Source organism: Colwellia asteriadis (assembly GCF_039523295.1).
Classification (GTDB): Bacteria; Pseudomonadota; Gammaproteobacteria; order Enterobacterales; family Alteromonadaceae; genus Colwellia; species Colwellia asteriadis.
In genome coordinates this window covers 182,155-207,462 of the sequence record NZ_BAAAFA010000004.1, presented here as the reverse complement: position 1 = coordinate 207,462, position 25,308 = coordinate 182,155, and the positions used below count along the sequence as shown (strand labels likewise).

Annotated in this window: 19 protein-coding genes; 6 read left to right on the top strand and 13 right to left on the bottom strand. The window is 37.0% G+C overall.

Annotated elements, in window-relative coordinates:
- Positions 1–26: 26 nt before the first annotated feature.
- From wecA to ABD005_RS07385, 4 genes are all read right to left on the bottom strand, one after another.
- Positions 27–1,064: a UDP-N-acetylglucosamine--undecaprenyl-phosphate N-acetylglucosaminephosphotransferase gene (wecA, locus tag ABD005_RS07400; protein WP_343816694.1), complete on the bottom strand. Its 1,038-nt coding sequence runs from the start codon at positions 1,062–1,064 to the stop codon at positions 27–29.
- 321 nt (positions 1,065–1,385) lie between these two features.
- Positions 1,386–2,417: an NAD-dependent epimerase/dehydratase family protein gene (locus tag ABD005_RS07395; protein ID WP_343816692.1), complete on the bottom strand. Its 1,032-nt coding sequence runs from the start codon at positions 2,415–2,417 to the stop codon at positions 1,386–1,388.
- 115 nt (positions 2,418–2,532) lie between these two features.
- A complete protein-coding gene (tviB, locus tag ABD005_RS07390) occupies positions 2,533–3,816 on the bottom strand; it encodes a Vi polysaccharide biosynthesis UDP-N-acetylglucosamine C-6 dehydrogenase TviB (protein WP_343816690.1) in 1,284 nt (427 codons plus the stop codon).
- Positions 3,817–3,944: 128 nt separating this feature from the next.
- A complete protein-coding gene (locus ABD005_RS07385; RefSeq protein WP_343816688.1) occupies positions 3,945–6,683 on the bottom strand; it encodes an SLBB domain-containing protein in 2,739 nt (912 codons plus the stop codon).
- A gap of 556 nt (positions 6,684–7,239) precedes the next feature.
- Between ABD005_RS07385 and ABD005_RS07380 the strand changes: the two genes are divergently transcribed.
- From ABD005_RS07380 to serA, 4 genes are all read left to right on the top strand, one after another.
- Positions 7,240–8,685, top strand: a complete 1,446-nt coding sequence (locus ABD005_RS07380) for a peptide MFS transporter (RefSeq protein WP_215978795.1) — start codon at positions 7,240–7,242, stop codon at positions 8,683–8,685.
- 441 nt (positions 8,686–9,126) lie between these two features.
- The gene (locus ABD005_RS07375) at positions 9,127–9,762 is read left to right on the top strand and encodes a 5-formyltetrahydrofolate cyclo-ligase (RefSeq protein WP_343816686.1); all 636 of its coding nucleotides are present in this window, start codon (positions 9,127–9,129) and stop codon (positions 9,760–9,762) included.
- Positions 9,763–9,821: 59 nt separating this feature from the next.
- The gene (gene rpiA / locus ABD005_RS07370) at positions 9,822–10,478 is read left to right on the top strand and encodes a ribose-5-phosphate isomerase RpiA (RefSeq protein WP_215978793.1); all 657 of its coding nucleotides are present in this window, start codon (positions 9,822–9,824) and stop codon (positions 10,476–10,478) included.
- 240 nt (positions 10,479–10,718) lie between these two features.
- Positions 10,719–11,972, top strand: a complete 1,254-nt coding sequence (serA, locus tag ABD005_RS07365; protein ID WP_215978792.1) for a phosphoglycerate dehydrogenase — start codon at positions 10,719–10,721, stop codon at positions 11,970–11,972.
- 107 nt (positions 11,973–12,079) lie between these two features.
- Here the strand turns inward: serA and ABD005_RS07360 are convergent, their stop codons facing one another.
- From ABD005_RS07360 to dbpA, 5 genes are all read right to left on the bottom strand, one after another.
- Positions 12,080–13,582: a CoA-acylating methylmalonate-semialdehyde dehydrogenase gene (locus ABD005_RS07360; protein ID WP_343816683.1), complete on the bottom strand. Its 1,503-nt coding sequence runs from the start codon at positions 13,580–13,582 to the stop codon at positions 12,080–12,082.
- 353 nt (positions 13,583–13,935) lie between these two features.
- Entirely contained in the window at positions 13,936–14,733 is a 798-nt protein-coding gene (locus ABD005_RS07355) for a tRNA-uridine aminocarboxypropyltransferase (RefSeq protein ID WP_343816681.1), read from the bottom strand.
- A 154-nt stretch (positions 14,734–14,887) separates the two neighbouring features.
- Positions 14,888–15,673 (bottom strand): DUF2884 family protein, encoded by a 786-nt coding sequence (locus tag ABD005_RS07350; protein WP_343816679.1) that lies wholly within the window; start codon positions 15,671–15,673, stop codon positions 14,888–14,890.
- 311 nt (positions 15,674–15,984) lie between these two features.
- Positions 15,985–17,157 (bottom strand): cell division protein ZapE, encoded by a 1,173-nt coding sequence (gene zapE, locus ABD005_RS07345; protein ID WP_343816677.1) that lies wholly within the window; start codon positions 17,155–17,157, stop codon positions 15,985–15,987.
- Between the two features lie 145 nt (positions 17,158–17,302).
- Positions 17,303–18,715, bottom strand: a complete 1,413-nt coding sequence (dbpA, locus tag ABD005_RS07340; protein WP_425544887.1) for an ATP-dependent RNA helicase DbpA — start codon at positions 18,713–18,715, stop codon at positions 17,303–17,305.
- A gap of 96 nt (positions 18,716–18,811) precedes the next feature.
- Here dbpA and ABD005_RS07335 point away from each other — a divergent pair, with 96 nt between their 5' ends.
- Positions 18,812–19,225 (top strand): hypothetical protein, encoded by a 414-nt coding sequence (locus ABD005_RS07335; RefSeq protein WP_343816675.1) that lies wholly within the window; start codon positions 18,812–18,814, stop codon positions 19,223–19,225.
- A 64-nt stretch (positions 19,226–19,289) separates the two neighbouring features.
- A complete protein-coding gene (locus ABD005_RS07330; protein WP_215979845.1) occupies positions 19,290–19,475 on the top strand; it encodes a DUF2986 domain-containing protein in 186 nt (61 codons plus the stop codon).
- A 148-nt stretch (positions 19,476–19,623) separates the two neighbouring features.
- Here the strand turns inward: ABD005_RS07330 and ABD005_RS07325 are convergent, their stop codons facing one another.
- The 4 genes from ABD005_RS07325 to ABD005_RS07310 form a co-directional block, all read right to left on the bottom strand.
- Positions 19,624–22,734: an efflux RND transporter permease subunit gene (locus ABD005_RS07325; RefSeq protein ID WP_343816673.1), complete on the bottom strand. Its 3,111-nt coding sequence runs from the start codon at positions 22,732–22,734 to the stop codon at positions 19,624–19,626.
- Between the two features lie 13 nt (positions 22,735–22,747).
- The gene (locus tag ABD005_RS07320) at positions 22,748–23,938 is read right to left on the bottom strand and encodes an efflux RND transporter periplasmic adaptor subunit (protein WP_343816671.1); all 1,191 of its coding nucleotides are present in this window, start codon (positions 23,936–23,938) and stop codon (positions 22,748–22,750) included.
- Between the two features lie 156 nt (positions 23,939–24,094).
- Positions 24,095–24,451, bottom strand: coding sequence for a ribosome hibernation-promoting factor, HPF/YfiA family (gene hpf / locus ABD005_RS07315; protein ID WP_215979842.1), 357 nt, complete (start codon positions 24,449–24,451; stop codon positions 24,095–24,097).
- Between the two features lie 367 nt (positions 24,452–24,818).
- A complete protein-coding gene (locus ABD005_RS07310; RefSeq protein WP_343816669.1) occupies positions 24,819–25,304 on the bottom strand; it encodes a phosphatidylglycerophosphatase A family protein in 486 nt (161 codons plus the stop codon).
- Positions 25,305–25,308 lie beyond the last annotated feature (4 nt).

Sequence of the window (25,308 nt, the reverse complement as noted above, 5' to 3'; positions counted from 1 at the left end):
TTTATGGGTGAACGCAACAAAAACTATTATTTAAAAGAAGCGCGTCTTGAAATAAAACGGATACTTAACGCATAGCTGATAAACATTAATAAAAAGCTTGCGAACATAATTGACTCTGCAATATTAAAATACTCACCGGCAATACCGAAACCCGACATCAATGCAGCGCCAAATGAGATAACAACTAAGGTTTGCTTAGAGCTTAAGCCCGCTCTTTGTAATAAATGATGTAAATGATCTCTGTCAGGTTTAAAAGGTGACTTACCATTTTTATAACGACGAACTACAATTGCTAACATGTCCATTAATGGAATTGCACATATCCATAATGCTGTTACCGGACGAAAAGACGCACTATCTCCTTGAGTCCCCATAGTTAGTAACCAAATAACGCTCAAACCAACGAACATGCTACCAGCATCGCCCATAAATATTTTCTTAGTTTCGTTTTTAAAAAAACCTAAATTAAACATAAGGTATGGCAAGGTGGCTGTGGCTAAAATTAACGGGTAACTTAAGTAATCGGTTTGACCACTTAATAAAAATAACAGTGCAATAGAAGTAAATGTATTTACGCTAAGGCTACCAATAAGACCATCAATACCATCAATCATGTTATACGCATTAATGACAACGATAATACCAAAATAGGTAAATAATATCCCGAAAGCACCAATATCAATAGCACCTAGACCTAGGATATCACCTAAATTAGAAATATAACCACCAACACCATAAATCATTAAGCTGGCAATGATAATTTGCCCAACAATACGAACACGAACACGTAAATCAAATTTATCGTCAAGAGCACCAATAAAGACCATCATCGCAGAAGCGATTAAATACATACGTAACTCAAGGGTTGAAGGTAACCAAAGTAAAGTGGCAGCCAGTACTGCAAGGAAAATAGAGATACCACCAATAAGTGGGATGTGACCGTCATGTTGCTTTCTCTCACACGGCTTATCAACTAAGCCTACTTCAATAGCAACGGGTTTAAAAAATTTAATAGCAATAAAAGCGAAGCAGAACGTGGTAAAAATAGTAGCTAGTATATGCATTATTGACCTGATGAGAGTGCTAGTAAAAGTAAAATTAGCTTACATTTGTTCGAGCTTATGCTCTATAAACAAGGAAATTGGCGTTATTATAGAAGATAAGTGAATATAATAAAAGTGAAATAAAGCCTTATATCGTTATGGAATTGTAAGAAAGTTCAATAAATTTGCAAGAAAGCAATTGTTAGTAGCTATAGTAAGTCATCATTTTTAAAATAAAAAGAGATAGAGCTTACATGTTGTTGCGGTTTATCGCCAATAATTATATTGGCGATAACTTGTATTAGTTCCGACTTACAGTGCACAAGCTCTATGGTATTTAGGTTAACCGCTAGCTTTCATAAAGCCAATATACCAAGGCATTGCTTTGGTAATCCCTTGTGCTATTTTAAACTCAGGTTCAAAGCCTAATAACGTTTTTGCTTTAGTAATATCGGCTTGAGAGTGTCTGACATCTCCTGCTCTAAAATCACGATAGTTAGCAGTTTGACTATATTCTACCCCGTTATCTTGTAGTGATTGCTGTAAACTGGTAAACAAATAATTTAATGTTGTTCTATCACCTAAGGCCACATTATAAACTTCATTTTTTGCTTCTTGCTTTGATGTTGCGGCTAAAATATTTGCTTGGACTGCATTTTCAATAAAGCAAAAGTCACGACTGGTTTCACCATCACCATTGATAAATATTTCTTCATCAGAAATCATGGCTGCTGTCCATTTAGGGATTACTGCTGCGTAAGCGCCATCTGGATCTTGACGCTTACCAAAAACATTAAAATAACGTAATCCGATTGTATTTAAGCCATAACTTTTTTGAAATACATCAGCATAAAGCTCATTAACATACTTAGTTACCGCATAAGGTGAAAGTGGTTTACCTATCGCGTCTTCTACTTTCGGTAATGCAGGATGGTCACCATAGGTAGAGCTTGATGCTGCATAAACCATAGTGTCGATACTTGCTTCTTTAGCCGCCACTAACATATTTAAAAAGCCGTCAATGTTAGTACTATTAGTGGTAATAGGATCGGCCAGTGAACGTGGTACTGAGCCTAAAGCTGCTTGATGTAAGATATAATCAACCCCTTCGCAAGCCTTGTGGCAATCGTCAACTTGACGAATATCCCCTTCGATGAAATTAAATCGTAACCATTGTGCCTCAGAGACCTGTGTCTTAACTTCATCGAGGTTATGCTGGTGCCCTGTTGCAAAATTATCTAAACCTACAACGTTTTGATCGAGTAATAATAATGTTTCAAGTAAATTAGAGCCGATAAAGCCTGCACAACCTGTAATTAACCAAGTTTTAGGGCTGTCTGCCAGTGTTTTTTGTATTTGTTGATAACGAGTCATTTCGAGTAAATATCCTTAAATAAAAACAGGCTTAGATTCTTTTAAAGAAAATAAACCTGTGATAATCAATAACCTGTTTAGCTATAGCGTGTCAGTAAATATAAACTTAATCGGTCTATAAACGAATATCGGCTAACTGAGGGTCGAGCATGTATTTTAAATCGTAAATAATGTGCTCTGCTTTCATTAATGCTTTAATTTCTGTGGCGCTCATTACTTTAAACTGATCATGAGCAACCGCAAAAATAACCGCATCATAATGACCACTTTTTGGCGCTTCAATTAATTCAACGCCATACTCATGTTGTGCTTCTTCAGGATTAACCCAAGGGTCGAATACATCAACATTCATATCAAATTCAGCAAGCTCGGCTAAAATATCAACCACTTTAGTGTTACGAACATCAGGGCAGTTTTCTTTAAACGTTAACCCCATTACCAAAACATTAGCACCGTTAACCGGTAACTTTGCTTTAAGCATAGTTTTAACAAGCTGTGAAACAACATATTCACCCATAGAGTCATTAATGCGACGACCTGCAAGGATAACTTCTGGGTTATAACCTATAGCTTGTGCTTTATGAGTTAAATAATAAGGATCAACACCAATACAATGACCACCAACCAGACCTGGTCTAAATGGTAAGAAGTTCCACTTAGTACCAGCCGCTTTTAATACTTCTTCAGTATCAATATTTAACTTGTTAAAAATAACAGCTAATTCATTAATTAATGCAATATTTAAATCACGCTGTGTGTTTTCTATGACTTTGGCTGCTTCTGCTACTTGAATTGATGATGCTTTATAGGTGCCAGCAGTAATAATTGAACTATAAATACTATCAACAAAGTCAGCGATCTCAGGAGTAGAGCCTGAAGTCACCTTCAATATATTAGTAACTCGGTGCTCTTTATCGCCTGGGTTAATACGCTCAGGGCTATAACCAGCGTAAAAGTCTTGATTAAATACAAGTCCTGAATTTTTTTCTATCTCAGGTATGCAAACTTCTTCTGTAGCACCCGGGTACACAGTCGACTCATAAATAACAATATCCCCTTTCGAGATAACTTTAGCTAACATTTGGCTTGCTTTAACTAGCGGTGTTAGATCAGGTTGTTTATGCTTATCAATTGGTGTCGGTACTGTAACAATATAAATATTACTCGCTTTTAGTGCTTCAACATCGCTTGAGTAATTAATATAAGGTGAGTCTGCCAACTCTTCACTTGATACTTCAAGTGTAAAATCGTGACCTTGTTTTAACTCTTCAACACGCTTTTGGTTAATATCAAAACCTAATGTTGGGTATTTTTTACCAAACTCAACAGCCAATGGTAAACCTACATAGCCTAAACCTATAATTGCAATCTTAATATTATCTAATGTTGTTACTGTCACGTTATTGTTCCGTTATTATTCCGTTAAAATTTTAAATGATAAAACAAAGCAATTAACTTATTTTACGCATTATCAAGTAAATCACTTTATTCATTCTTACTTATAGCTAGTAGCTTACTTCATACAAGCTACTTATTAATATTACTAATTGAGGCTATAGCAACTGCTGAGTTGTAAATAATACCCGTTACATTGGTCCATAGCTCTAAATTATTCATGTATTCAGCATCTAATGGCACAACAATGGTGTCTCCTGGGCGCAATGTGGATGCGCTATTTTGAGAGAACCAATTAGCACCTGCTTTCATACGTATACGCCCGTTAGCCGAAATAATATAAATACGGCTTTCATCGGCACGCTTCTTACTACCGCCACTTTGCTCTAAATAATCATCAGCAGTGAGGTTTTCATCAAAGATATGCGATGATGTTACCTGTACCTGACCAATCACGTTAATTGAGTTACTCATTGTCGGTACATAAAGTACATCACCATCTTCTAATAAAACATCATAATTATCGACATTCATAATACGATCTAAATCGATAACTAAACGTCCTACTGGCTGTGTTTTAGTTAGATCTGATAGCATCATTTGCGCTTCTTCATAAGACTGTGTTGAATTGCTATCAGTAAGCGTTTGCGAAGCCATCTCAATTTGAAGGTCATTGGCTAATTTTAAAAGGTTTTTTTGCTCAAGTTCTTTTAGCTTCACTCGAGAGAATACAGAGCCGTCAGCATGAGCAAAATCAGTTAATCCACCAGCTTTAGCTACCAAATCAGATAAACTTTCACCACGCCTAATGGTGTACTTCCCTGGAAACTTAAACTCACCACGTAACTCAACTACATGGTTTTCACTCCACGCAGGAATTTTATGAATATTAAGTCGATCTTTGCTGCTTAATAAAATATTGCTTTCAGGATCTTCATTGAGTGCATCCGCTAAATTAACACTTAATGAGTGTTTTTTAACGCCATGTGAGCCTATTTCATTACGTGTAATATCAGCTTGTGCTAAGTAAGCAGACTCGTCAACACCACCCGCAGCAGCAACTAAGTCATCAACTCGACCACCTATAGGTAAAGGGTAAACACCCGGGTACTTTACTTGCCCGTCTATTTCAATTAATTGAATAGGTTTACCCGCACCACCTTGTTGTTTTAATTTATGAATAATAGGCATTAGCAGACGTTGACGAGAGAAAAGGCTTAACTCTTTAGCGTCAACTTCTTCTTCAACTTCACCACCAGTAAAGTGGGCAATAGATTGGTTAACTAATTCAGCAGCTTTTTCAGCTTCAACATCTATATCGTATAACTCATTCTCTTCGCCGTACTTTTCCCAAAACAACTTTGTTTTATATTTTTCTTTCGCTAATTGCTTTTCTTTTTTAAATAACTCTTCTTGGGTAAACGCTAGGGTATCTAACGTGATATTTTCATCACTAATCTTAGATACATTTGAAAAGACAATCACTTTATCACTTGGTAATAACGGAATATTATCGACTGAATTGGGGTTGGTAATCGCTTTGGCTAAAGAAAGCTGTAGTACTTCAATATTGCGGGCAAAATCAGTTTCTCGCACAACCAAAGTGTAATTTAAGTCAGCATTAACAAGTAAATGCGAGTCTATATCTGCAAGTAAGTCATTAATACGCTGTCCTTGTTGCCATTGATATTTTCCAGGCCGTGTTACCGCACCGATAACAGTAACCGACTGTTCAAACATTTCAGCGGTTTTCATCACGCGAATATAATCACCTTGCTGTGCTTTTTTAGCCAGTTCTGTTTTATTAGTTAAATCAACGTTTACTATGCTTCGTAAATGGCTTTGGTTATAACGCTCAACAATCGTTGATTTAGCAAAGGCCGAGGGTAAAAAACCTCCAGCCATATTAATAACATCGGCAAAGCTGTCATCATCGGCTAATTCATAAATAGCGGGACGTCTCACTTCACCATCAACAGTTACTGTTCTACCTGCTGGGGCAATAAAAACAACATCTCCTGATTGTAATAATACATCATTAGACGAGTCACCATTGATGAGTAGCTCATATAAATCAAGCGTTTTAATAAGCTTTCCTGAACGTTTTAACTGAATATTACGTAAAGAACCAATGTCATTAATACCACCAGCAGCAAACAATGCATGAGTTATACTTGATAAAGAACTTAAGGTATAAGGACCCGGCTTAAAAGCATCACCCAAAACAAATACACGCATTGAACGCAAAGATGCAATACCAACAACAACATTTACACCAATAATACGTTCTTTAATTTTATTGTTAAGAAACTGTTTTAATTCAACAAAGGTTAAACCTGCAACACTGAGCGCCCCTATATCTGGAAAAACGAGTTCACCTTCACGGGTAACTGTCATTTCAACATCAATACTTTCTTTGCCAAAAACTTGAATAGATAGCTTATCGCCAGGTCCAATAATGTAACCTTCTGGAATCGCGATATCCATCGTAGGAGAAAACGTAAATGGGGCATTAGCAAAAACATCATAACCAAATGGTTTGAGTTCTTTTTCAAGCTCCTCTTCTTCTTTTTCTATTTCATCAAGCTCAGGAAATACAGGGTTACCATCTTCATCAAACATGGTTCCTCGAGGAAAAACTTCAGTATTGTTTTTTTCTTCGTCAGAAGAAAGCTTAGTTTTGCCTGATAACATTGACTGTAAGTCTTTGTAATCAATCCCCATACTCTTGGCTAATGTTTGTTGTTGACCCGGCGGCAATTTTTTAAATTGTTCAATTTGAGCTTGGCTGATTTGTTGCTGAGAATAAGCATTCTGTGAGAAAACTACGATGGCGATCGCTGCCAGTATCGATTTGAAGGATGTCATCATTAGTGCAAATAATTCCTGTTATTCATTTGAATTTTAATTTAACCGAGGCCAAAACTAGAGCTGTTACGTATTTATTGAGTGTTTAAAATTAAACGCTGTTCAAAATACAACAAAACAGACTGAAGCTGCCACATTCATTGCAAATTAATTAGCGCAGAAGTCTACCAGCTTATAGAAAACCACACAATATTTACCCGCTGTTTCATAAAGGATTTGTTTATTTAACTGCTCCTTTCATATAAAACCAAAGATTTTTCATTTTTATGTTTACGCTTAAAAACTAAAGTTACTTACTAATAAGATGATTTCAGAACAACCCCCCATTTCAATTTCCTTGATATTATGATGCTCCATAGGAAACATTTCGCTACAATGTCCAAAGCGTTTACTACCTTGATTCAGCACTATACTTGCCTTTATTTCACCACAAAGGTATAACACTCTTTTGGATTTAATCTTTACTAAGGCTTTAATCCAAAAAAACTAACGTAAAATACATAATAAATTGCGTAATAAATGCAAAACACATAATAAATAAAATTTTTGGGATAATTATATGACACAACCTAATGCGGGTACGCTTTTCGGCCACCCTAAAGGACTTTTCCTATTGTTTGGTACTGAAATGTGGGAGCGTTTCGGTTATTACGGCATGCGTGCCCTTTTAGTATTATATTTAGTAGCTTCAGTTCAAGACGGCGGTTTTGGCTGGACTACCAGTGAAGCCTTAGGCCTTTATGGTAGCTTTACTATGGCGGTATACCTAACACCTATGATTGGTGGTTGGTTAGCCGATAATTTTATTGGACAACGTAAAGCAATTATTTACGGTGGTATTATTTTTGCCCTAGGTTACTTTACGCTAGGTATTCCAAAATCAATGATTGTTGGTATGGAAGAAACCGTGTTTTATATCGGTTTAGCCTTAATCGTTATTGGTAATGGTTTATTTAAAGCTAACGTATCAAGCTTAGTGGGTGAGTTATATCAAGAAGGCGATCATCGCCGTGATGGTGCATTCACTATTTTCTACATGGGTATTAACTTAGGTGCATTCTTATCACCATTTATCGTTGGTACATTAGGTGAAGAAGTAAACTGGCATTACGGTTTTATTGCTGCCGGTGTTGGTATGTTAATTGGTTTAGCATTACAGCTAACTCTTGCTAATAAATATTTAGGTGATATCGGCGTTGTTCCTTCTGCGAAAAAAGTTACTGAACACAAAGAAGACTTAAAAGCACGCGCGTTAACTAAAGAAGAAAAAGATCGCACTAAAGTAATTCTTATCATGAGTGTTTTCTCTGTTATCTTCTGGGCTGGCTTCGAACAAGCCGGTGGCTTATTTAATATCTACGCGTCACAATTTACTGATCGTAACTTTATGGGGTTTGAAGTACCAGCAACTTGGTTCCAATCTCTTAACGCGATGTTTATTATTTTACTTGCGCCTGTAATAGCCTCTATTTGGGTTGGTATGGGCTCTAAAGAGCCTACCTCGCCAAAGAAATTTGCTTTAGCTATGGTATTTTTAGCCTTAGGCTTCTTTGTTATGGTTGGTGCTACTATGGTTCAAGGTGGCGATGTAACCATTAAAGTTAGCATGTTATTCTTAGTATTTGCTTACCTATTCCATACGTTAGGTGAGCTATGTTTATCACCTATTGGTTTATCGTTAGTGTCTAAGTTAGCACCAGTGAAGTTCACGTCATTATTAATGGGTGCATGGTTCTTCTTTACTGCACTATCAAATAAGCTAGCAGCTTTTATTGGTCAATTTGTTGGTGAAGGTGAAGAGCAAGTCGCTAATGCCGGTAACATCTTTATGTCTGTGGGTGTTGCAGCTTTAGTCACGGCGCTTATTATTTTCTTAAGTGCGAACAAGTTAGTTGAATGGATGCACGGCGCCGAAGGTGATCAGCATTCAGATATTGACAGCAAACTTGAAGAAGAGCTTTCAGTAACCGCGACTCACGAAGGTGTTTCTGAAACACGCAGCTAATCTTCCTAGCTACATACAAGTCTAAATACAATATAAAGCTGATAGCGTAACCTATCAGCTTTTTTTGTCGCGTAAAAAATTAACGACTTAACCTGAACTTGGTTTAAGAGATATTTAACAATTTGGAGTATCAGCAAAAGTTACTTTTCTGAATCACTAGCTTGATAGTTTTTCTTCTTTTCATATGATAAGCAAGGCAAATTTCGCGTCAACAATTGGCCTATTGCAAGTAAATTTAACGAAGAAGTTAGGAAAAATAGCGGCTAGAGCAACATTTATTAAGCTGAGCTCAGGTTACTTACTATTCTCGCTGAGTTTAGGTTAAGATATTGTTTAATACACTGAGCCTAAAGATGCTCAACAGCCTCATTAGTTAGCGAAATATTTAACGCGATGATTAGCGGCTTTACCACATCTTAATTACCTGAATTGATATTGCCTATGTCACACCCTCTCAAAGAACGTACTGAATTAAGAAAACTCATTCGTCTTAAGCGCAACGCCTTAAGCCCTGATGAGCAAAACCTTGCAAGTATTCAGCTAAAGCAGCAACTATGCAATTTACCTTATATACAAAACGCTCGTCACATCGCACTATACCTAGCGAATGATGGTGAACTAGACCCAATGCCTTTTATTCAATGGTGCTGGCAACATAATAAACAAGTGTACTTGCCTGTTATTCACCCATTTAACCGCCATAATTTATTGTTCCTTCGTTTTGATGAAAAAACCTCTCTGCAAAATAACAGGTTCGGTATTTTAGAGCCTAAACTCAACGTTCAACAGGTATGCCCTATTGAAATGCTTGATGTCTTATGCACGCCTTTAGTTGCTTTTGATAACAATGGTAACCGATTAGGCATGGGCGGTGGCTTCTACGATAGAACTTTAGCAAAGTGGTTTACACAGCAAAGCTCACACACAACAAACTGTACAACACCACATAATAACTCACTATTTTACCCAATCGGTATTGCCCACAACTGCCAACGAGTTGACAGCATTCCAGTTGAACAATGGGATATCCCTTTACCTGAAATCATAACCCCTAGTAAGCGCTACCTAAAAAGCTAAAATGGGTGTTATAATCAGCCCTCAAAATTGTAGACCACTTCCAATTAAAGGCATTTAGCATGACCCAAGATGAAATGAAAAAAGCGGCAGCATTAAAAGCGCTAGAGTTTATAGAAAATGACACTATTGTTGGTGTAGGTACGGGCTCTACAGTTAATCATTTCATTGATGCTTTAGCGACAATTAAAGATAAAATCACTGGTGCTGTCTCAAGCTCAGAAGAGTCTACTAAGCGTTTAATTGCTCACGGTATTGAAGTATTTGATTTAAATAGCGTTGATGTGCTTGATGTTTATGTTGATGGCGCTGATGAAATTACTGAGCATATGGCAATGATAAAAGGTGGTGGTGCCGCACTAACACGCGAAAAAATTGTCGCGGCAGTAGCACACAAGTTTATTTGTATCGCTGATAGCTCTAAGCAAGTTAAACTTTTGGGTGATTTCCCGTTACCGATTGAAGTCATTCCTATGGCACGTAGCTATGTCGCCAGAGAAATAGTAAAGTTAGGTGGTGATCCAGCATACAGACAAGGCGTCGTTACTGACAACGGTAATGTAATTATTGATGTTCATAATTTAGAGATTCTCGATCCCAAAGCAATGGAAACACGCATAAATGCCATTGTGGGTGTCGTTACTAACGGTTTATTTGCACTACGTGGCGCAGATATTTTAGTATTAGGCTCAAGCGATGGTGTAAAAGTTATTAAATAAATAGCCTTTTCGGGGGAGTAATTTATTAAACTCGCTCCCCTTACGTTAAAAGCTTATCCTCATTGATTAATAAATCATATAGTTAGAATATTTATTCACTACAAGGAGCAATAAACGCTTTAGAGTTTATGCACTATATGGTATGTTAAACTTCCATTTTAGGTATCTAGCCATCTATATCAATTACTTCTATTAATTGGTATTAATAATAATTTAGTTAGAATTGAGTGAAGCCATTTTATGAACAACGTTAACAAGAATTCATTAGCAAAAGACAAGATCAAGATTTTATTACTTGAAGGCCTTCATCCCAGCGCTTTAGAAGAACTAAAAAGTAAAGGTTACTCAAACATTGAGTCACTTAAAACCTCTCTTTCAAAAGAAGAGTTAATTGAAAAAATAGCTGACGTACATTTTATTGGTATACGTTCGCGCACACAATTAACTGAAGAAGTCTTAAGTCACGCTAAAAAACTTGTAGCTATTGGTTGCTTCTGTATTGGTACTAACCAAGTTGATATTACCGCTGCACAAGTGCAAGGTATTCCAGTGTTTAATGCGCCATTCTCTAACACTCGCTCTGTTGCTGAATTAGTGCTTGGTGAAGCATTATTACTACTACGTGGCATTCCTGAGAAAAGTGCCAAGGCACATCGCGGCGAATGGTTCAAATCAGCATTAGGCTCTGTAGAAGCTCGCGGTAAAGTACTAGGTATTATCGGCTATGGTCATATTGGTATGCAGTTAGGAATTTTGGCTGAAACCTTAGGTATGCGTGTTCGTTTTTACGATATTGAAACTAAACTACCTTTAGGTAATGCAAGCCAAGCAACATCACTACCAGCGCTATTAAATGAAGCTGATGTGGTAAGTTTACACGTTCCTGAAACGCAGCAAACACAAAACATGATTGGTGAAACTGAATTTTCACAAATGAAAGACGGTGCTATTTTCATTAACGCTTCTCGCGGTACTGTGGTTGACATTCCAGCTCTAGCGCAAGCATTAAGTAGCAAAAAAATTGCAGGCGCTGCAATTGATGTATTCCCAGTAGAGCCAAAGAGTAATGATGAAGAATTTATCTCTGAATTACGTGGTTTTGACAATGTTATTTTAACACCACATATTGGTGGCAGCACTAAAGAAGCCCAAGAAAATATTGGTTTAGAAGTAGCAAGTAAACTAGCTAAATACTCTGATAATGGCTCAAGCTTATCTGCGGTTAACTTCCCAGAAGTATCACTACCAGAGCATTCTGTACCAGGACAAAGAAATACTAGTCGTTTATTACATATTCATCACAACCAGCCAGGTGTTTTAAGACAAATTAACAAAGCCTTCGCTGAGCATGATATTAATATTGCGGCACAATACCTACAAACTGATGATAAAATTGGTTATGTCGTTATTGATATTGACTCACAAGATAGCAAGCTAGCACTAAAAGAATTAAAACGTATTGACGGTACAATTCGGGCCAGAATACTGCACTAATAAAAACAGCTAGCACTTAGCCTTAGCTAAATAAAGCCTTAAAAAAAGAGCCGTTATTGTAAAGTAACGGCTCTTTTTTCTAATATACTCAAGATAAACTGGGTACTCTATTTCAAACTAATAGTGGTGTGCACAGTTGATCCGTCTTGGTGATCTGGCTCAAACCATCTTGCTGTGACCGATTTAGTATAAGTCCAAAAGCTGACCACTTGTTTACCATTAGGGCCTAAATCACCTAGCTTTGAACCACGTGAACCGGTAAAGCTAAAATAAGCTACTGGGACAGGAATTGGCACATTAATACCAACTTGGCCAACATCAATATCATTTTCAAATTTTCGTGCTGCCCAGCCCGATGAGGTAAATAATGAAGTACCATTACCATTTGGGTTAGCATTAATAATCGCTATCGCTTCATCTAACGTATCTGCTTCCAGTACACACAAAGCGGGTCCAAATATTTCTTGGGTATAAATATCCATGTCAGTAGTTACGCCAGTAAACAGAGTTGGTCCAACAAAGTTACCATTAGGGTACCCTTTAACTTGACAATTTCTACCATCAACTAATATATTCGCGCCTTGCTCAACGCCTGAATCTAATAAAGAGATAATACGAGCTTTGGCTTGTGGTGAAACTACAGGCCCTAAATCAGCATCAAGTTGAGTACCAGGTCCTACTTTCATCAGTTTCGCTCGTTCGACAATTTCAGGTAACCAATTACGGGTTTCTCCTACTAATATCGTCACAGGATTTGCCATACAGCGCTGACCTGCAGCACCAAAGGCTGAGCCTAATAAATCGTTAATAGCTCTATCTTTATTAGCATCAGGCATTATTACCATATGATTTTTAGCGCCCATCATTGCTTGGGCTCTTTTACCATGTTTACCCGCAAGATCGTAAACCTGAGTGCCGATGGCGGTTGAGCCAATGAAAGAAACTGCTTTAACTTCTTCACTGGAGATAAGTTGATTTACAACAGCTTCACCACCATGGACTACATTTAAAACGCCTGCTGGTATACCAGCTTCAATCGCTAACTCTACTAAGCGAATAGTTGATGAGGGATCTTGCTCTGACGGTTTTAAAATAAAGGTATTACCACAAGCAATAGCAGCAGGAAACATAAAGGCAGGTAGCATTAAAGGAAAGTTGAACGCAGTTATGCCTAAACCAACACCCAGCGGTTTATGCAAAGTATAAGTATCTACATCGGTCGCAGCATTATTAGCCATTTCACCTAATTGTAAACGCGTGATTAAGCAGGCATTTTCAATAGCCTCTAACGCTCGCCCTACTTCGCCCACTGCATCAGGTAATGTTTTTCCATGCTCTAACGTCACTAACTCTGCTAGCTCTTGAGTATGTTCACGAACTAGCTGTTGAAACTGCAACATAATACGCATTCTATTGGTCAAAGAAACTTTAGACCAGCTTTTAAAGGCTTCTGCTGCACTGTTAAGAGCCGCAGTGACTTCATCATTTGTTGCCACAGGCACCCGCGCAACAACTTCTTGGGTTGCAGGGTTTAAAACATCTAACCAAGTATCTGATTTTGAGCGAATTTTTTCGCCACCAATAATGAGGGGAATTTCTTTAACTGTCATAGTAAACCTTAATATCAACTGTAGCGTTATAAGTATTATGTGAGGAGATATAAGGCTAAGTTAAGGCTTTAATTTGATAAGTACTAGCTTTAACGTGATTAAAAAGAAGACAAAGAGCATGAAGCATGCAAACTAATATTTACAAGTTAACGCTAAGTGTATGTTTACCTTAACGTTAACTTACCTGATAAGGTTTATTTAATGTAGAAGCTTAAATAAATTTTTAAGTTTATGATTATTCGTAACATTTACTAGCGGGTTATTTACTAACGAATAATTTACTAATGGATTATTTACTAACGGCTCATTTAGTTAACAGTACTTTACTTAGTAGTACTTTACTTTGTAGCACCTTACTTAGCCGTAACGTTGTGAAGGTAGTGTTGTAAAAAATCATCATAATTACTCAGTGAATTAATATTACCTTTATTTCGCTGACAAACACCCTTTTGGTATTGAAAATTGAATACATCAAACCATAAATCTAACAACTGAGCATTGTCATGTTCACCAAACATATCTAACACTCTTGCGCCAACTTCGGCAGTAGAGAACTGGTACTCTAGCTCTGTTTTTCTAACTGTATAACGTGATTCATCCCCCACAGGTGAATAGTTAACATCTACTGATTTTTGATTAAACGCAGCTTTACCGTCAAAAGATACCATAGGGAATTTATTTAAATATGGGCTCTTACGAAACATTTTTTTAGCTTCTCGCCAACTACCATCAAGCATAATAAATAATGGCCTTTTTCCTTCATCACAGCTAACCTGATTAGTAAAAACTTTGCGCTCTTGTTCAGCATACTCTTGAGGAAAAACAACAAAAGGTTGCCATTTATCGTCATTAAGCAAAGCCAATAACTCATTATTTTCTTCGGTTCGTGACCAAAGGTAAGCAAAGGTATCAGGAATTAAATCAGCAATTAGTTTTCCTGTATTGCTAGGCTTTAATACTTCTGTGTCATACATCAGCAATAAAAAAGCTGCATTAGTGTTAATTTGCTCAGCTTTAGGTGCTAATGCACAAATACAAAATGGTTTAGCTAATTGACATAACTCACAGCGAACAACACGTTGTCCTCGTGATTTATAGGTAGTGGTGCTTTGGCTTTTGCGATATAGGTGTAAACGATGTACTGCGTGCATAAAGAGGATTACTTGAAAAAAGACCTTGTGATTATATCAGCACAAGGTCTTAGTGTTGAGCAATAGTTAAGGTTATTGTCTTAGCGCTCGCCTAACTATATTTTATTGATGTTAGGTAATGAATAAATTAAATATTTTTTTGGCTTCAACTCAATTACTTAACACTCACAGTAACAACATTAATGTTAGATAACGCATCAATCGATGACTTTAACTGCTCTTCAATAACATCTACTTTAGCAATAGCATGACAAAGCTCTTGGGCTTTTGCTTCTATCGCCTCAGTACGGCTTTCCATTTCAACTTCAATGGTTTCACCAAACTTCTCCATGCGCGTTTCAAAATTTTCTCCTTCACCATTGGCTGAGAGCATTTCTTGACCCAACGCAATCAAGATAACCCCCATAGAGTTAGTAATAGAACGCTCAACCGCAGACTCTATTTTACTTTCAAATTCATCAGCTTGTAATTCATCATTGTCTCCACCAACCGTAAAACCTTTCTCGAGAGAGTAACGCGCTAATGCATCATCACGAATAACTTCTAACTCTTGCGTTAGGTTTTTAGCTAATTGATTACCTTCACCTAATAAGCCATTAAACGCTAAGTTTACGCCATCAATCGCTAGTTCAACGCCTTCGACGACCACAGTTTCAACTTGTGGCACAAGTGCTTTAATATTTTGAGAGTATTGGGTCACTAAGGCTTGTTGCTTAGCCGTTAAAGATACTGAGCTGTTATTAATAAGCAGACTTTTATCGTTCTCGATTTTATATAAACTTTGCTTGTTATTATCTTCAGCGAAAAACTCAATAGTTGATTTATCAATATTTACTTGCCCTGATAAATTAACATTACACGAATTATTAGCCAGTATAGGAGTCGCAACAAATAAGCTAGTTACAGCAAAAGCGGTTAATGTTTTTTTAAATAATGTCATAAAGGTGTCCTTATAAACCAAGTCATTATGTAAGTGCTTTGAAAAGACATTATCAAAATACTTAGTTTGAATACTTATTAAAATAAATGGCTTTAAACCACGTAAACGAGTTAAACCGATAACACTGGTTTTATCTATACCAACTAAGGCAGCTTATACAGCTAATACAAATTTAGCACCAACTTTATTTTTACTTATATTTCAGCAACTTAAGAATATTAAGTTTTAATATCGCTATTTTTATTGGTTAAACTCACTAATGATTGGTCAATTAACTTAAAGCCACCATTAAATATATAAGCAGGGGAATGCTACTTCTGCATTTGATAAAGTCGCGATTTACAACGCTCAAATTCAAACGCAAGTTGCTGGCCTTGGTAAAGTGCTTCAATGTCTACCTCAGCGCTGATTATTAAAACAATATTTTGATCATAAAACTCATCAACTAACGCAATAAAACGGCGCGCTTCATCATCAAGCTGGCGTAGCTCACTTAACAAATTGCCACTACGTTGATAATTATCTTCAACACCAGAAAACACCGCAGGAACTAAATTCCCTGAGAATGTAGGAACATTACTAATGAGTACCGTCTTATAAGCTTTGGCTAATTGTATATAGTCTCTTTGACTGCGAGGACCTGAGCATAAAGCAAAGAAATCAAACCAAATCACCGTTTCAGTTTTATATAAATAACTAATATCACGATTATTTATGATTATTTTTTTAATGACTTCATCACTAACATCTTTGCTAATCCCTTGGCCTGACTCAACTTGATTATTAATAATGTCTGCTTGATAAAGGCTATCAAGTTGAGTTAACTGTAAAAATCTTTGTTCGAGTTTATCGTTGCCTGCTTGCTCAATTAAAAAGTAATGTTTGTATGCATCTAAAGGTAAATGCTTTTTACGACGATGATCAATATCACCATCAATAGATAGCACATTGCAATATTGATTAATTAAAGCAATAGTTGGTACAAAGCGCTCTCGCTGCAAACCATTGCGATATAACAGCTCAGGTTGACTATTAGAAGTAGCAACTAAAATAACACCTTCTTTAAATAATGCAGAAAACAACCCCGCGAGCAACATAGCATCGGCAATATCGCTAACAAAAAACTCATCAAAACAAAGCAGTTTTATTTCTTTAGCCCATTGCTTAGCAATCACTGCTAATGGATCTGGCGTGCCTTTTAGCCGATTAAGCTGCAAATGAACACCTTCCATAAAATGATGAAAGTGTATGCGTTTTTTACTATTGAGGCTTAAGTTTTGGTAAAACAAGTCCATCAGCATGGTTTTACCACGCCCTACTCTGCCATAAAAGTACAAGCCTTTGATCTTCGCTGATGCTGTTGTACTTTTATCCGCATTTAGTAACTGTTCTGCAAGTTGGTTAAGCGCATCTACTGCATTAACCTGCGCTTCATCAAAGCTAAGTTCATTACTATCTAATAGTTTTTGATAAGCCAGCTTCATGCGATGAACTCTTTGTGATCAAAACTTAGTTTGTTAAACATGAGGTAATTGAGATTGATTAATGGGCCGTTAATTAATGATAAATAGATTATTGAACGCTCGATTAAAAACGTTCAATAAAACACTTAAGAAAAACAAAAGTCAGCTAAACCGTTAAGTGACGAATTTTGAAGCTACGTCCTTTCATTTTTCCTTTAGCTAATTTTGCCATGGCTAGTTTAAGTGATGTTTTAGTCACGGCAACATAAGCTTTATTGTCTAAAACATTTATTTTACCGACCTGATCACCTTTAATACCTTGATCGCCAGTTAAAGCACCTAAAATATCACCTGGACGAACTTTTTGCTTTTTACCACCATCAATTTGAATAGTCGCCATTTTAGCTTGAGGACGCGGGTTATTAAGTACTGAAGCTGACGGTAGCAACTCAGGCACTATAGTGTGTTCAAGATAGTCTTCAAGTAAGCCAATTTTATAGCTTTCTTTGTCGCTAAATAATGAATAAGCCACACCTTTACTACCCGCACGGCCAGTTCGACCAATACGATGGACATGCACTTCAGTATCTCGAGCAACATGATAATTAATAACGACGTCTAAACTATCAATATCTAAACCGCGAGCCGCAACATCCGTTGCCACTAAAATAGAAGCGCTTTTATTCGCAAAACGTAATAAAGTTTGGTCGCGATCGCGCTGCTCTAAATCACCATGCAAGGCTAAAACACTAAAACCATCGAAATGTAATGCGTCAGCAACTTGCTGGGTTTCTTTTTTGGTATTACAAAAAATCACGGCGGATTCAACGGGGTTATCAAGTAGTAATAAACGCAAGGCATCTAAACGCTCTTCATCGTTATCTACTTTAAAAAACTGTTGACTGATGGTTGATTTATCTTCACTCACCGACACTTTTACTAATACAGGATCGGTCATAATACTTTGGCTGATCGCTTTAATTTGATCAGGAAAAGTTGCACTGAACAACAAGGTTTGACGGTCGACAGGTGTACGGTCAATAATATTATCTAACGCTGCTTCAAAGCCCATTTCTAACATTCTGTCAGCTTCATCAAGTACTAATAAGTTTAAATCATCAAGAATTAATGTTCCTTTGATAACATGCTCTTCAATACGCCCAGGAGTACCTACAATAATATGTGCTCCATGTTCTAAAGAACCAATTTGTGGTCCAAATGGCGTACCACCACACAAGGTTAGAATTTTAATATTATGAACAGCGCGGGCTAGTTTACGAAGCTCTTTAGCGACTTGGTCAGCTAATTCACGCGTTGGGCAAAGCACCATAGATTGAATACGAAAACGTTTTACTTCTAATTTTTCAAGTAAAGCTAAACCAAAGGCGGCAGTTTTACCTGAGCCTGTTTTACCTTGACCAATCACATCCTTACCATTAAGCATATCAGGTAACGATTGTGCCTGAATGGGGGTCATGTCATGGTAGCCAAGTGATGCTAAATTTTTAGTTAAATCAGGCTTTAGCTTTAAATTGGTAAATGACAGTGATTTTTTTTCGGTATTATTTGATGTACTCAAGGTAAGTGCCCCAGTTATGACAAAATACTTTCAAGCGAAAGTTAATGCGCGCATAATAACAGTATTCAATGTTCAACCCTAGTTTATTCAAAATATATGGCAACAAATTCTATTAATTTATCAGCAAAAGTATGGCAAACATTACATAATAATCATGAAAAATATGAACATTATGCGTTAGTTATAAAGCTCTTTAGTATTGCTTTAGTTGTTATTGCTATATCCGTTAACCTACCTACTATGATTAGCTTATTATTGTTATTTACCTTATGGCTACAAGAAGGTATTTGGAAGACTTACCAAGCCAGAACCAGTGATGCTATAATCACGCTAGAATGCGCTATAAAAGATAACGACGACAGCATTGCTTGTCGGCTTTATAGTGATTGGCAAGATAACAGACCTCGCGGTGGCGCACTGATACAAGAGTATATTAGCAGCGCATTGAAACCTACGGTGATGTTTCCGTATATTCCTTTAATGGTTATTAGCATTATCGCTGCACTTTAATGTAACGCGCTAATTATCAACGCTATCCAACACCAAAACAGCATTTAACTGTAGATAATAACTTATGAACCGTAAAAAAAAGATTAACAGTATCTTAAAAAAGAAAATGAAAAAGATTAACGCAAAATTACATAGTAGTAATAAGCCTAAATATATTTCAAAAGCAGAACGCGAAAAGCAGGCCTTAGCAGCCGATGTAAATAGCGAAAATATTGAGTCTACTGAAAATACGAAAAAAACGGAAAGCTAATAAAGCTAAGCGTTGTTTAGTTGTAGTACGTTTTCAGGAAAAGTAGCTTACGCTGAAGTTTTTCCAAAAAATATCGTAAATATTAGGTATAAAAAAGGGTCGTATTAATACGACCCTTTTTGCTTAAAAACGTTATGTTTTTGTTATGCTATAACGAGGCTTCACCTTTGATTTTTTCTCGCATACGCTGTATCAACAAGTAGAAATAAGGCACAAGTAAGGTACCAAAAACAGTCGCGGCGATCATACCAGCAAGTACTGTTACCCCTAAAGATACTCGAGAACCAGCACCAGCTCCCGTAGCAAATACTAACGGTAATACACCTAAAATAAACGAGAATGCCGTCATTAATACCGCTCTAAAACGCATTTTAGCCGCATTAAGTGCTGCATTTAATATAGTTTCACCAGCGGCTCTTTGCTCCATAGCAAATTCAACAATTAATATCGCCGTTTTGGTTGATAAGCCTATTAACAGCACTAAACCAACCTGAGCATAAATATTATTCGCCATACCAATGGTATACAAAGCTAACATTGCGCCAAACAAAGCTAAAGGTACAGCGGCAATAACCGAAAATGGAATAGTCCAACTCTCATATTGCGCAACAAGAAACAGGTAAACAAACACAATAGCTAGGCCAAATAAAATTGGCGCAAGATTACCTGCTTCAAGCTCTTGTTTAGATTGCCCTGACCATTCATAAATATAGCCTGCGGGTAATTGAGCTGCTAACTCTTCCATAACATCAATAGACTGCCCTGATGAAAAACCTGACGCAGCTTGCCCGGTAATACTCGCACTACGATATAAGTTAAAGTGACTTATAGTAGTTGGCCCTAAAATAGGGGTCAGCTTAGCAAAAGTAGTGAGTGGTGCCATTTCACCATCTTTGTTACGTACAAAGTAATAACGTAAATCTGATGGGTCTTTACGGTACTGAGTTTGTGCTTGAATAGTGACTCGGTAAGTTCGACCAAATTGGCTAAAGTCGTTAATATACAACGAGCCTAACTGTGCCTGTAGTGTCAAAAAAATATCAGACAGAGCAACACCTTGTGCTTTCGCTTTATTACGGTCAACCTCTAGAAAATACTGCGGAACATTAGCGCGGTAAGTACTAAATACTTGAGTTAGTTCTGGACGTTGATTAGCTTCATATATTAAGCCGTTCATCACTTGAGCAAGCTCTGCTGGATCTCTACCTTCACTATCTTGAAGTTTAAACTCAAAACCTGAGCTATTACCTAAGCCTGGAATTGGAGGCGGATTAAACACCATAATTTGAGCATCAGGCATACTCCACAAGTGCCCCATAAGTCGTGGAATAGTCTGTTTCAACCCTAACTCTGGTGCAGTACGTTCTTCCCAATCTTTTAAGATAATAATGGCTAAACCATTATTTGAGCCTGGCCCGCCAAGTAATGAGTAACCACCAACAGTAATAATATCGTCCACCGCAGGATCATTTAAAATAATAGGTGTGACTTTATCCATAACCCCTTGTGTTCTATTACTTGATGCCGCATCAGGTAATTGAATATCTACAAATAAATAACCCTGATCTTCTGCTGGTAAAAAAGCGGTTGGAACCGAAGTTGTTAACCAGCCAGCGCCAAAGAATAAAACCACAACCAAAACGCCTACTCTACCAACACGTTTTAATAAAAATCCAACGGCACTAGTGTATTTACTTGTTGATTTAATAATTAAGCGTTCAAAAGGCATCAACCAAGATATTGGCTTCATTTTTTCAGCGCTTAATAACACAGAGCAAAGTGCAGGACTTAAAGTTAATGCGTTAATAGATGAGATAATTACCGCAAATGAAATAGTAACCGAGAACTGTTTATAAAGCTCACCGGTAATACCGGGCATAAAGCCAACAGGAACAAATACTGCCAACAAAACGAGCGTTGTCGCAATAATAGGACCTGAGACTTGTTCCATGGCTTTAGTAACCGCTTCTTTAATCGGTAACTGTTCTTCTTTTAGTATTCGCTCCACGTTTTCTATCACAATAATGGCATCATCGACCACGATACCGATAGCCAATACTAAGCCAAATAACGTAATGGTATTAATGGAGTAACCCATTAAAATCATAAAAGCAAAAGTACCAACTAAAGAAACCGGAATAGCTAAGGTTGGAATAATGGTCGCACGCCAATTTTGTAAAAATAAAAAAACAACAAGAATAACTAACCCAACAGCTTGAAATAAAGTGACTTTCACTTCTTCCATTGAGCGATAAATAAACTCAGTAGTGTCGTAAGGAATAGTATGCTTTAAACCATCAGGGAAACGCTCAGCCAATTTATTCATTTCAGCTTTAACTAATGATGCAACTTCAGTCGCATTAGCATCAGGCAATTGATAAATAACTAAAAAAGCAGTTTCCTTACCATTTAATCGTGCTTGAGTTGAGTAATCTTCTGCGCCCAGCTCTAATGTAGCAATATCATTAAGACGAACAAAATTACCATTGGTTTGTGCACGAATAATAGTTTGGCCAAACTCTTCAGGACTTTTTAAGCGTCCTTTCGCTTGAATAGAATATTCAAATTGTTGGTTGGGTAATGTTGGGCTTGCCCCTAGTTTACCAGCGGCCACGATCATATTTTGTTCATTAAGTGCTTGCTGCACTTCAGTAACAGTAACTCCTAATGAAGTCATACGTTCAGGGTTTAACCAAGCACGCATGCTATAGGTCATTTCACCCATAACTTCTGCTGAAGCTACGCCTTTAATACGCCCTAGTGGCTCAGTTAAATAATTAGTCGCATAGTTGCTTAAAAAAAGCTGATCAATACTTTCTTGCTCTGAATATAAATTAATACCAAGCAACATTGAGCTAGATTTTTTCTTAACATCAACCCCTTGACGAGTGACCTCTGACGGTAATGAACTTGTCGCTAAAGCAACACGATTTTGCACGTTAACCTGTGCAATATCCCCATCGGTTCCTACCTTAAAATAGACGGTAATAACAGCACTACCATTATTGGAAGCAGAAGACTCGATATACATCATATCTTCAACCCCATTAACCTGCTCTTCTATGGGGCGAATCACCGACTCTTCAACAACTTGTGCGCTAGCTCCAGGATAAACAGCGGCAATTTGAACTTGCGGCGGTGTTATTTCAGGGTACATATTTACTGGTAAAACGCTCATTGCGATCAAGCCAGCTAACGTTATAACAATAGAAATAACAAAAGCAAATTTAGGGCGATGTATAAAAGTTTTACTTATCATGAAATCGTCCTATTTAACTTTTCGGTGCTGGCGCACTAGCATCGGTAATAACTCCGGTGATGGCATCAACGGTTTTCATAACGGCTTTAATTTCAACACCTGGACGAACTTTTTGTAGCCCTTCAACGATAACATCTTCACCATCTTGTAAGCCTTTTTCAACAGCCCACATAGCATTAATTCTTCGACCTAATTCAACAGGTCTTTGTTTAACTAAACTATTATCATCAACAACCAGTACAAATTTTCCTTGCTGACCTTCTTGTACAGCAGCTTGCGGTACTAAAACCATATCCGATTTAATAGTGCTTTCTGCAATCAAGGTAACAAATAAACCAGGAAGAATAATGCCGTCGGCATTAGGGAATTCGGCTCTTAGCTCAACCGTGCCCATACCTTGATCTATTTTAGTATCAGCAAAATCTAATCTTCCTTTCTCAGGGTAAGCCGAGTTGTTAGGCAGTCGTAGGGCTAAATCAATGGCAACATTGGCGGCATTATTTGATTTTTGATGGGTTTGTAAATAAGACACATATACGCTCTCTTCGACTTGAAAGCTAACATAAATAGGATCGGTAATAGTTAAGGTGGCTAGCACATTACTATTTGGCCCAATAATATTACCAATATCGTAATTTACTTTACCAATACTCCCTGTAAAAGGCGCAACAATAGTTGTATAGCTCAAATCTAACTCTGCTTTTTTAACTGCTGCTTGCGCAGACTCAACAGCCGATTTTGCTTGTGACTCCTCAGTGGTTAAGCGATCGAAATCAGATTGAGATATATAGCCATCGCCAATTAAATCTTTCGCGCGTTTTAAATTACGTATAGCATTATCTAGTGCTGATTTACGACTACTCAAATCAGCTTTGGCTGATGCGAGCGCAGTATTAAATTCAGCTGGATCAATTCTCAATAAAACCTGACCTTTGTTAACAACTGAGCCTTCTCTAAAGTTTCGCTCTAATAACTCGCCTTCAACACGCGCCCGCAAGTTAGCCTCCTTGTACGCCTCTGTTCGAGCTACAAACTCACGATAACTACCAACTTTTTCACTTTTAAGTTGATAAACAGAAACGGCCGGTGCAGGCGCTTTTTTAGGTGCAACATCTTTTTGTCCGCAAGCGGTAAGCGCCAAAGTTAAGACACTTAAGAAAATAAATTTGCCCGATTGATTTTTTTCGAATAAATGCTTAAGCATTAATTGGTTCCTTATAAGAAAAATGCTAAGTTTTTTATGTGTATTAGATTATTGCATAGCCGATTATTAATGCAGTAATTATTTGTACTCTAAACGTAAAAAAGAGCTAAAGACGAATCTTTAACTCTTTATAGTAGCATTAACTAACAGGGTAAATTACGCTAAGTTCATTCCTTGTACTTTTTCATGGGCTATTTCAGGGGTAGTTGCTTCTGGTTTACTATGTAAGTTAGCTTTAAGCTGACCTTTACGGTGTTTAAGTGCTGCATCTAGCTTTTTACTTGCACTAGCAATGGCTGGAAACATAACATCATCAATACCTGTAGTTGATATTCTGCCACCTTCGTAATTTGTTGTAATTTCAACCTGATATTGGTTATGTACTTTCGAAAGAATAACGTCGAGGGCAATTAAGGTTGGAAAATGGCTCGCTATTTTTGATAGTTTTTCTTCTATATGCGTTTTAATTGAATCAGTAACTTCAACATGATGACCAGAAAGATTTATTTTCATAGGTATTCCTTTTTTACTGTTACTTTACGACGAGTTAGCAAACGGTAATTATATACCGTCTTACTAATAAACCTGAGGGCAAGAAATCATTAAACAAGGGCTAATTAAAAATATTATGCTTTTGTATACGAAAATGATTAATGACCTAACTTTAAAGTAGCGTATAAAGAAAGAAAATACTATGACAACCACGTAAGAAAAAGTTATGTCATGTAAGTCGTTGTTAATAAAATTTATATAATAAGACGAGCAAGAAAGAAGGACACTAAAATAACGTTGATGTGAATTAGCTAGTTACACTAAATTAAGAGTAATTAATTACCACTCAAGTCTCTCTAGTAAATATCTGCTCTTAGAGCTGAATGCTTTAAAAAATAATGTGCATTATCGCTAAAGCGAAAAATCCGGCTAAAATATCATCAAACATAATACCAAAGCCACCAGAAAGCTTTTTATCAGCTACAGAAATAGGCCAAGGTTTAATAATATCAAAAAGTCTAAATAGCATAAAGCCAACTAGAACACTCTGCCAACTGACCGGGATCATAAACATAGTGATAAAAAAACCAGCAAACTCATCCCAAACAATCGCACCATGATCATGAACACCAACATCTTCTGCGGTTCTTCCACAAAGGTAAACCCCAATAATACAGCTCAGTAAAACCACTAAGGCGTAATACATGGTACTAAGCTCAGACATTAATAAAAATAATGGGATAGCAGCCAAGGTACCATAAGTACCTGGGGCTTTAGGTAATAAGCCACTACCGAAACCTAATGCCAAAAAATGAACAGGATTTTTTAAATTAAATTCGACTGGTTTATTTTCAGATTTTTTTGATGAAGACATGATT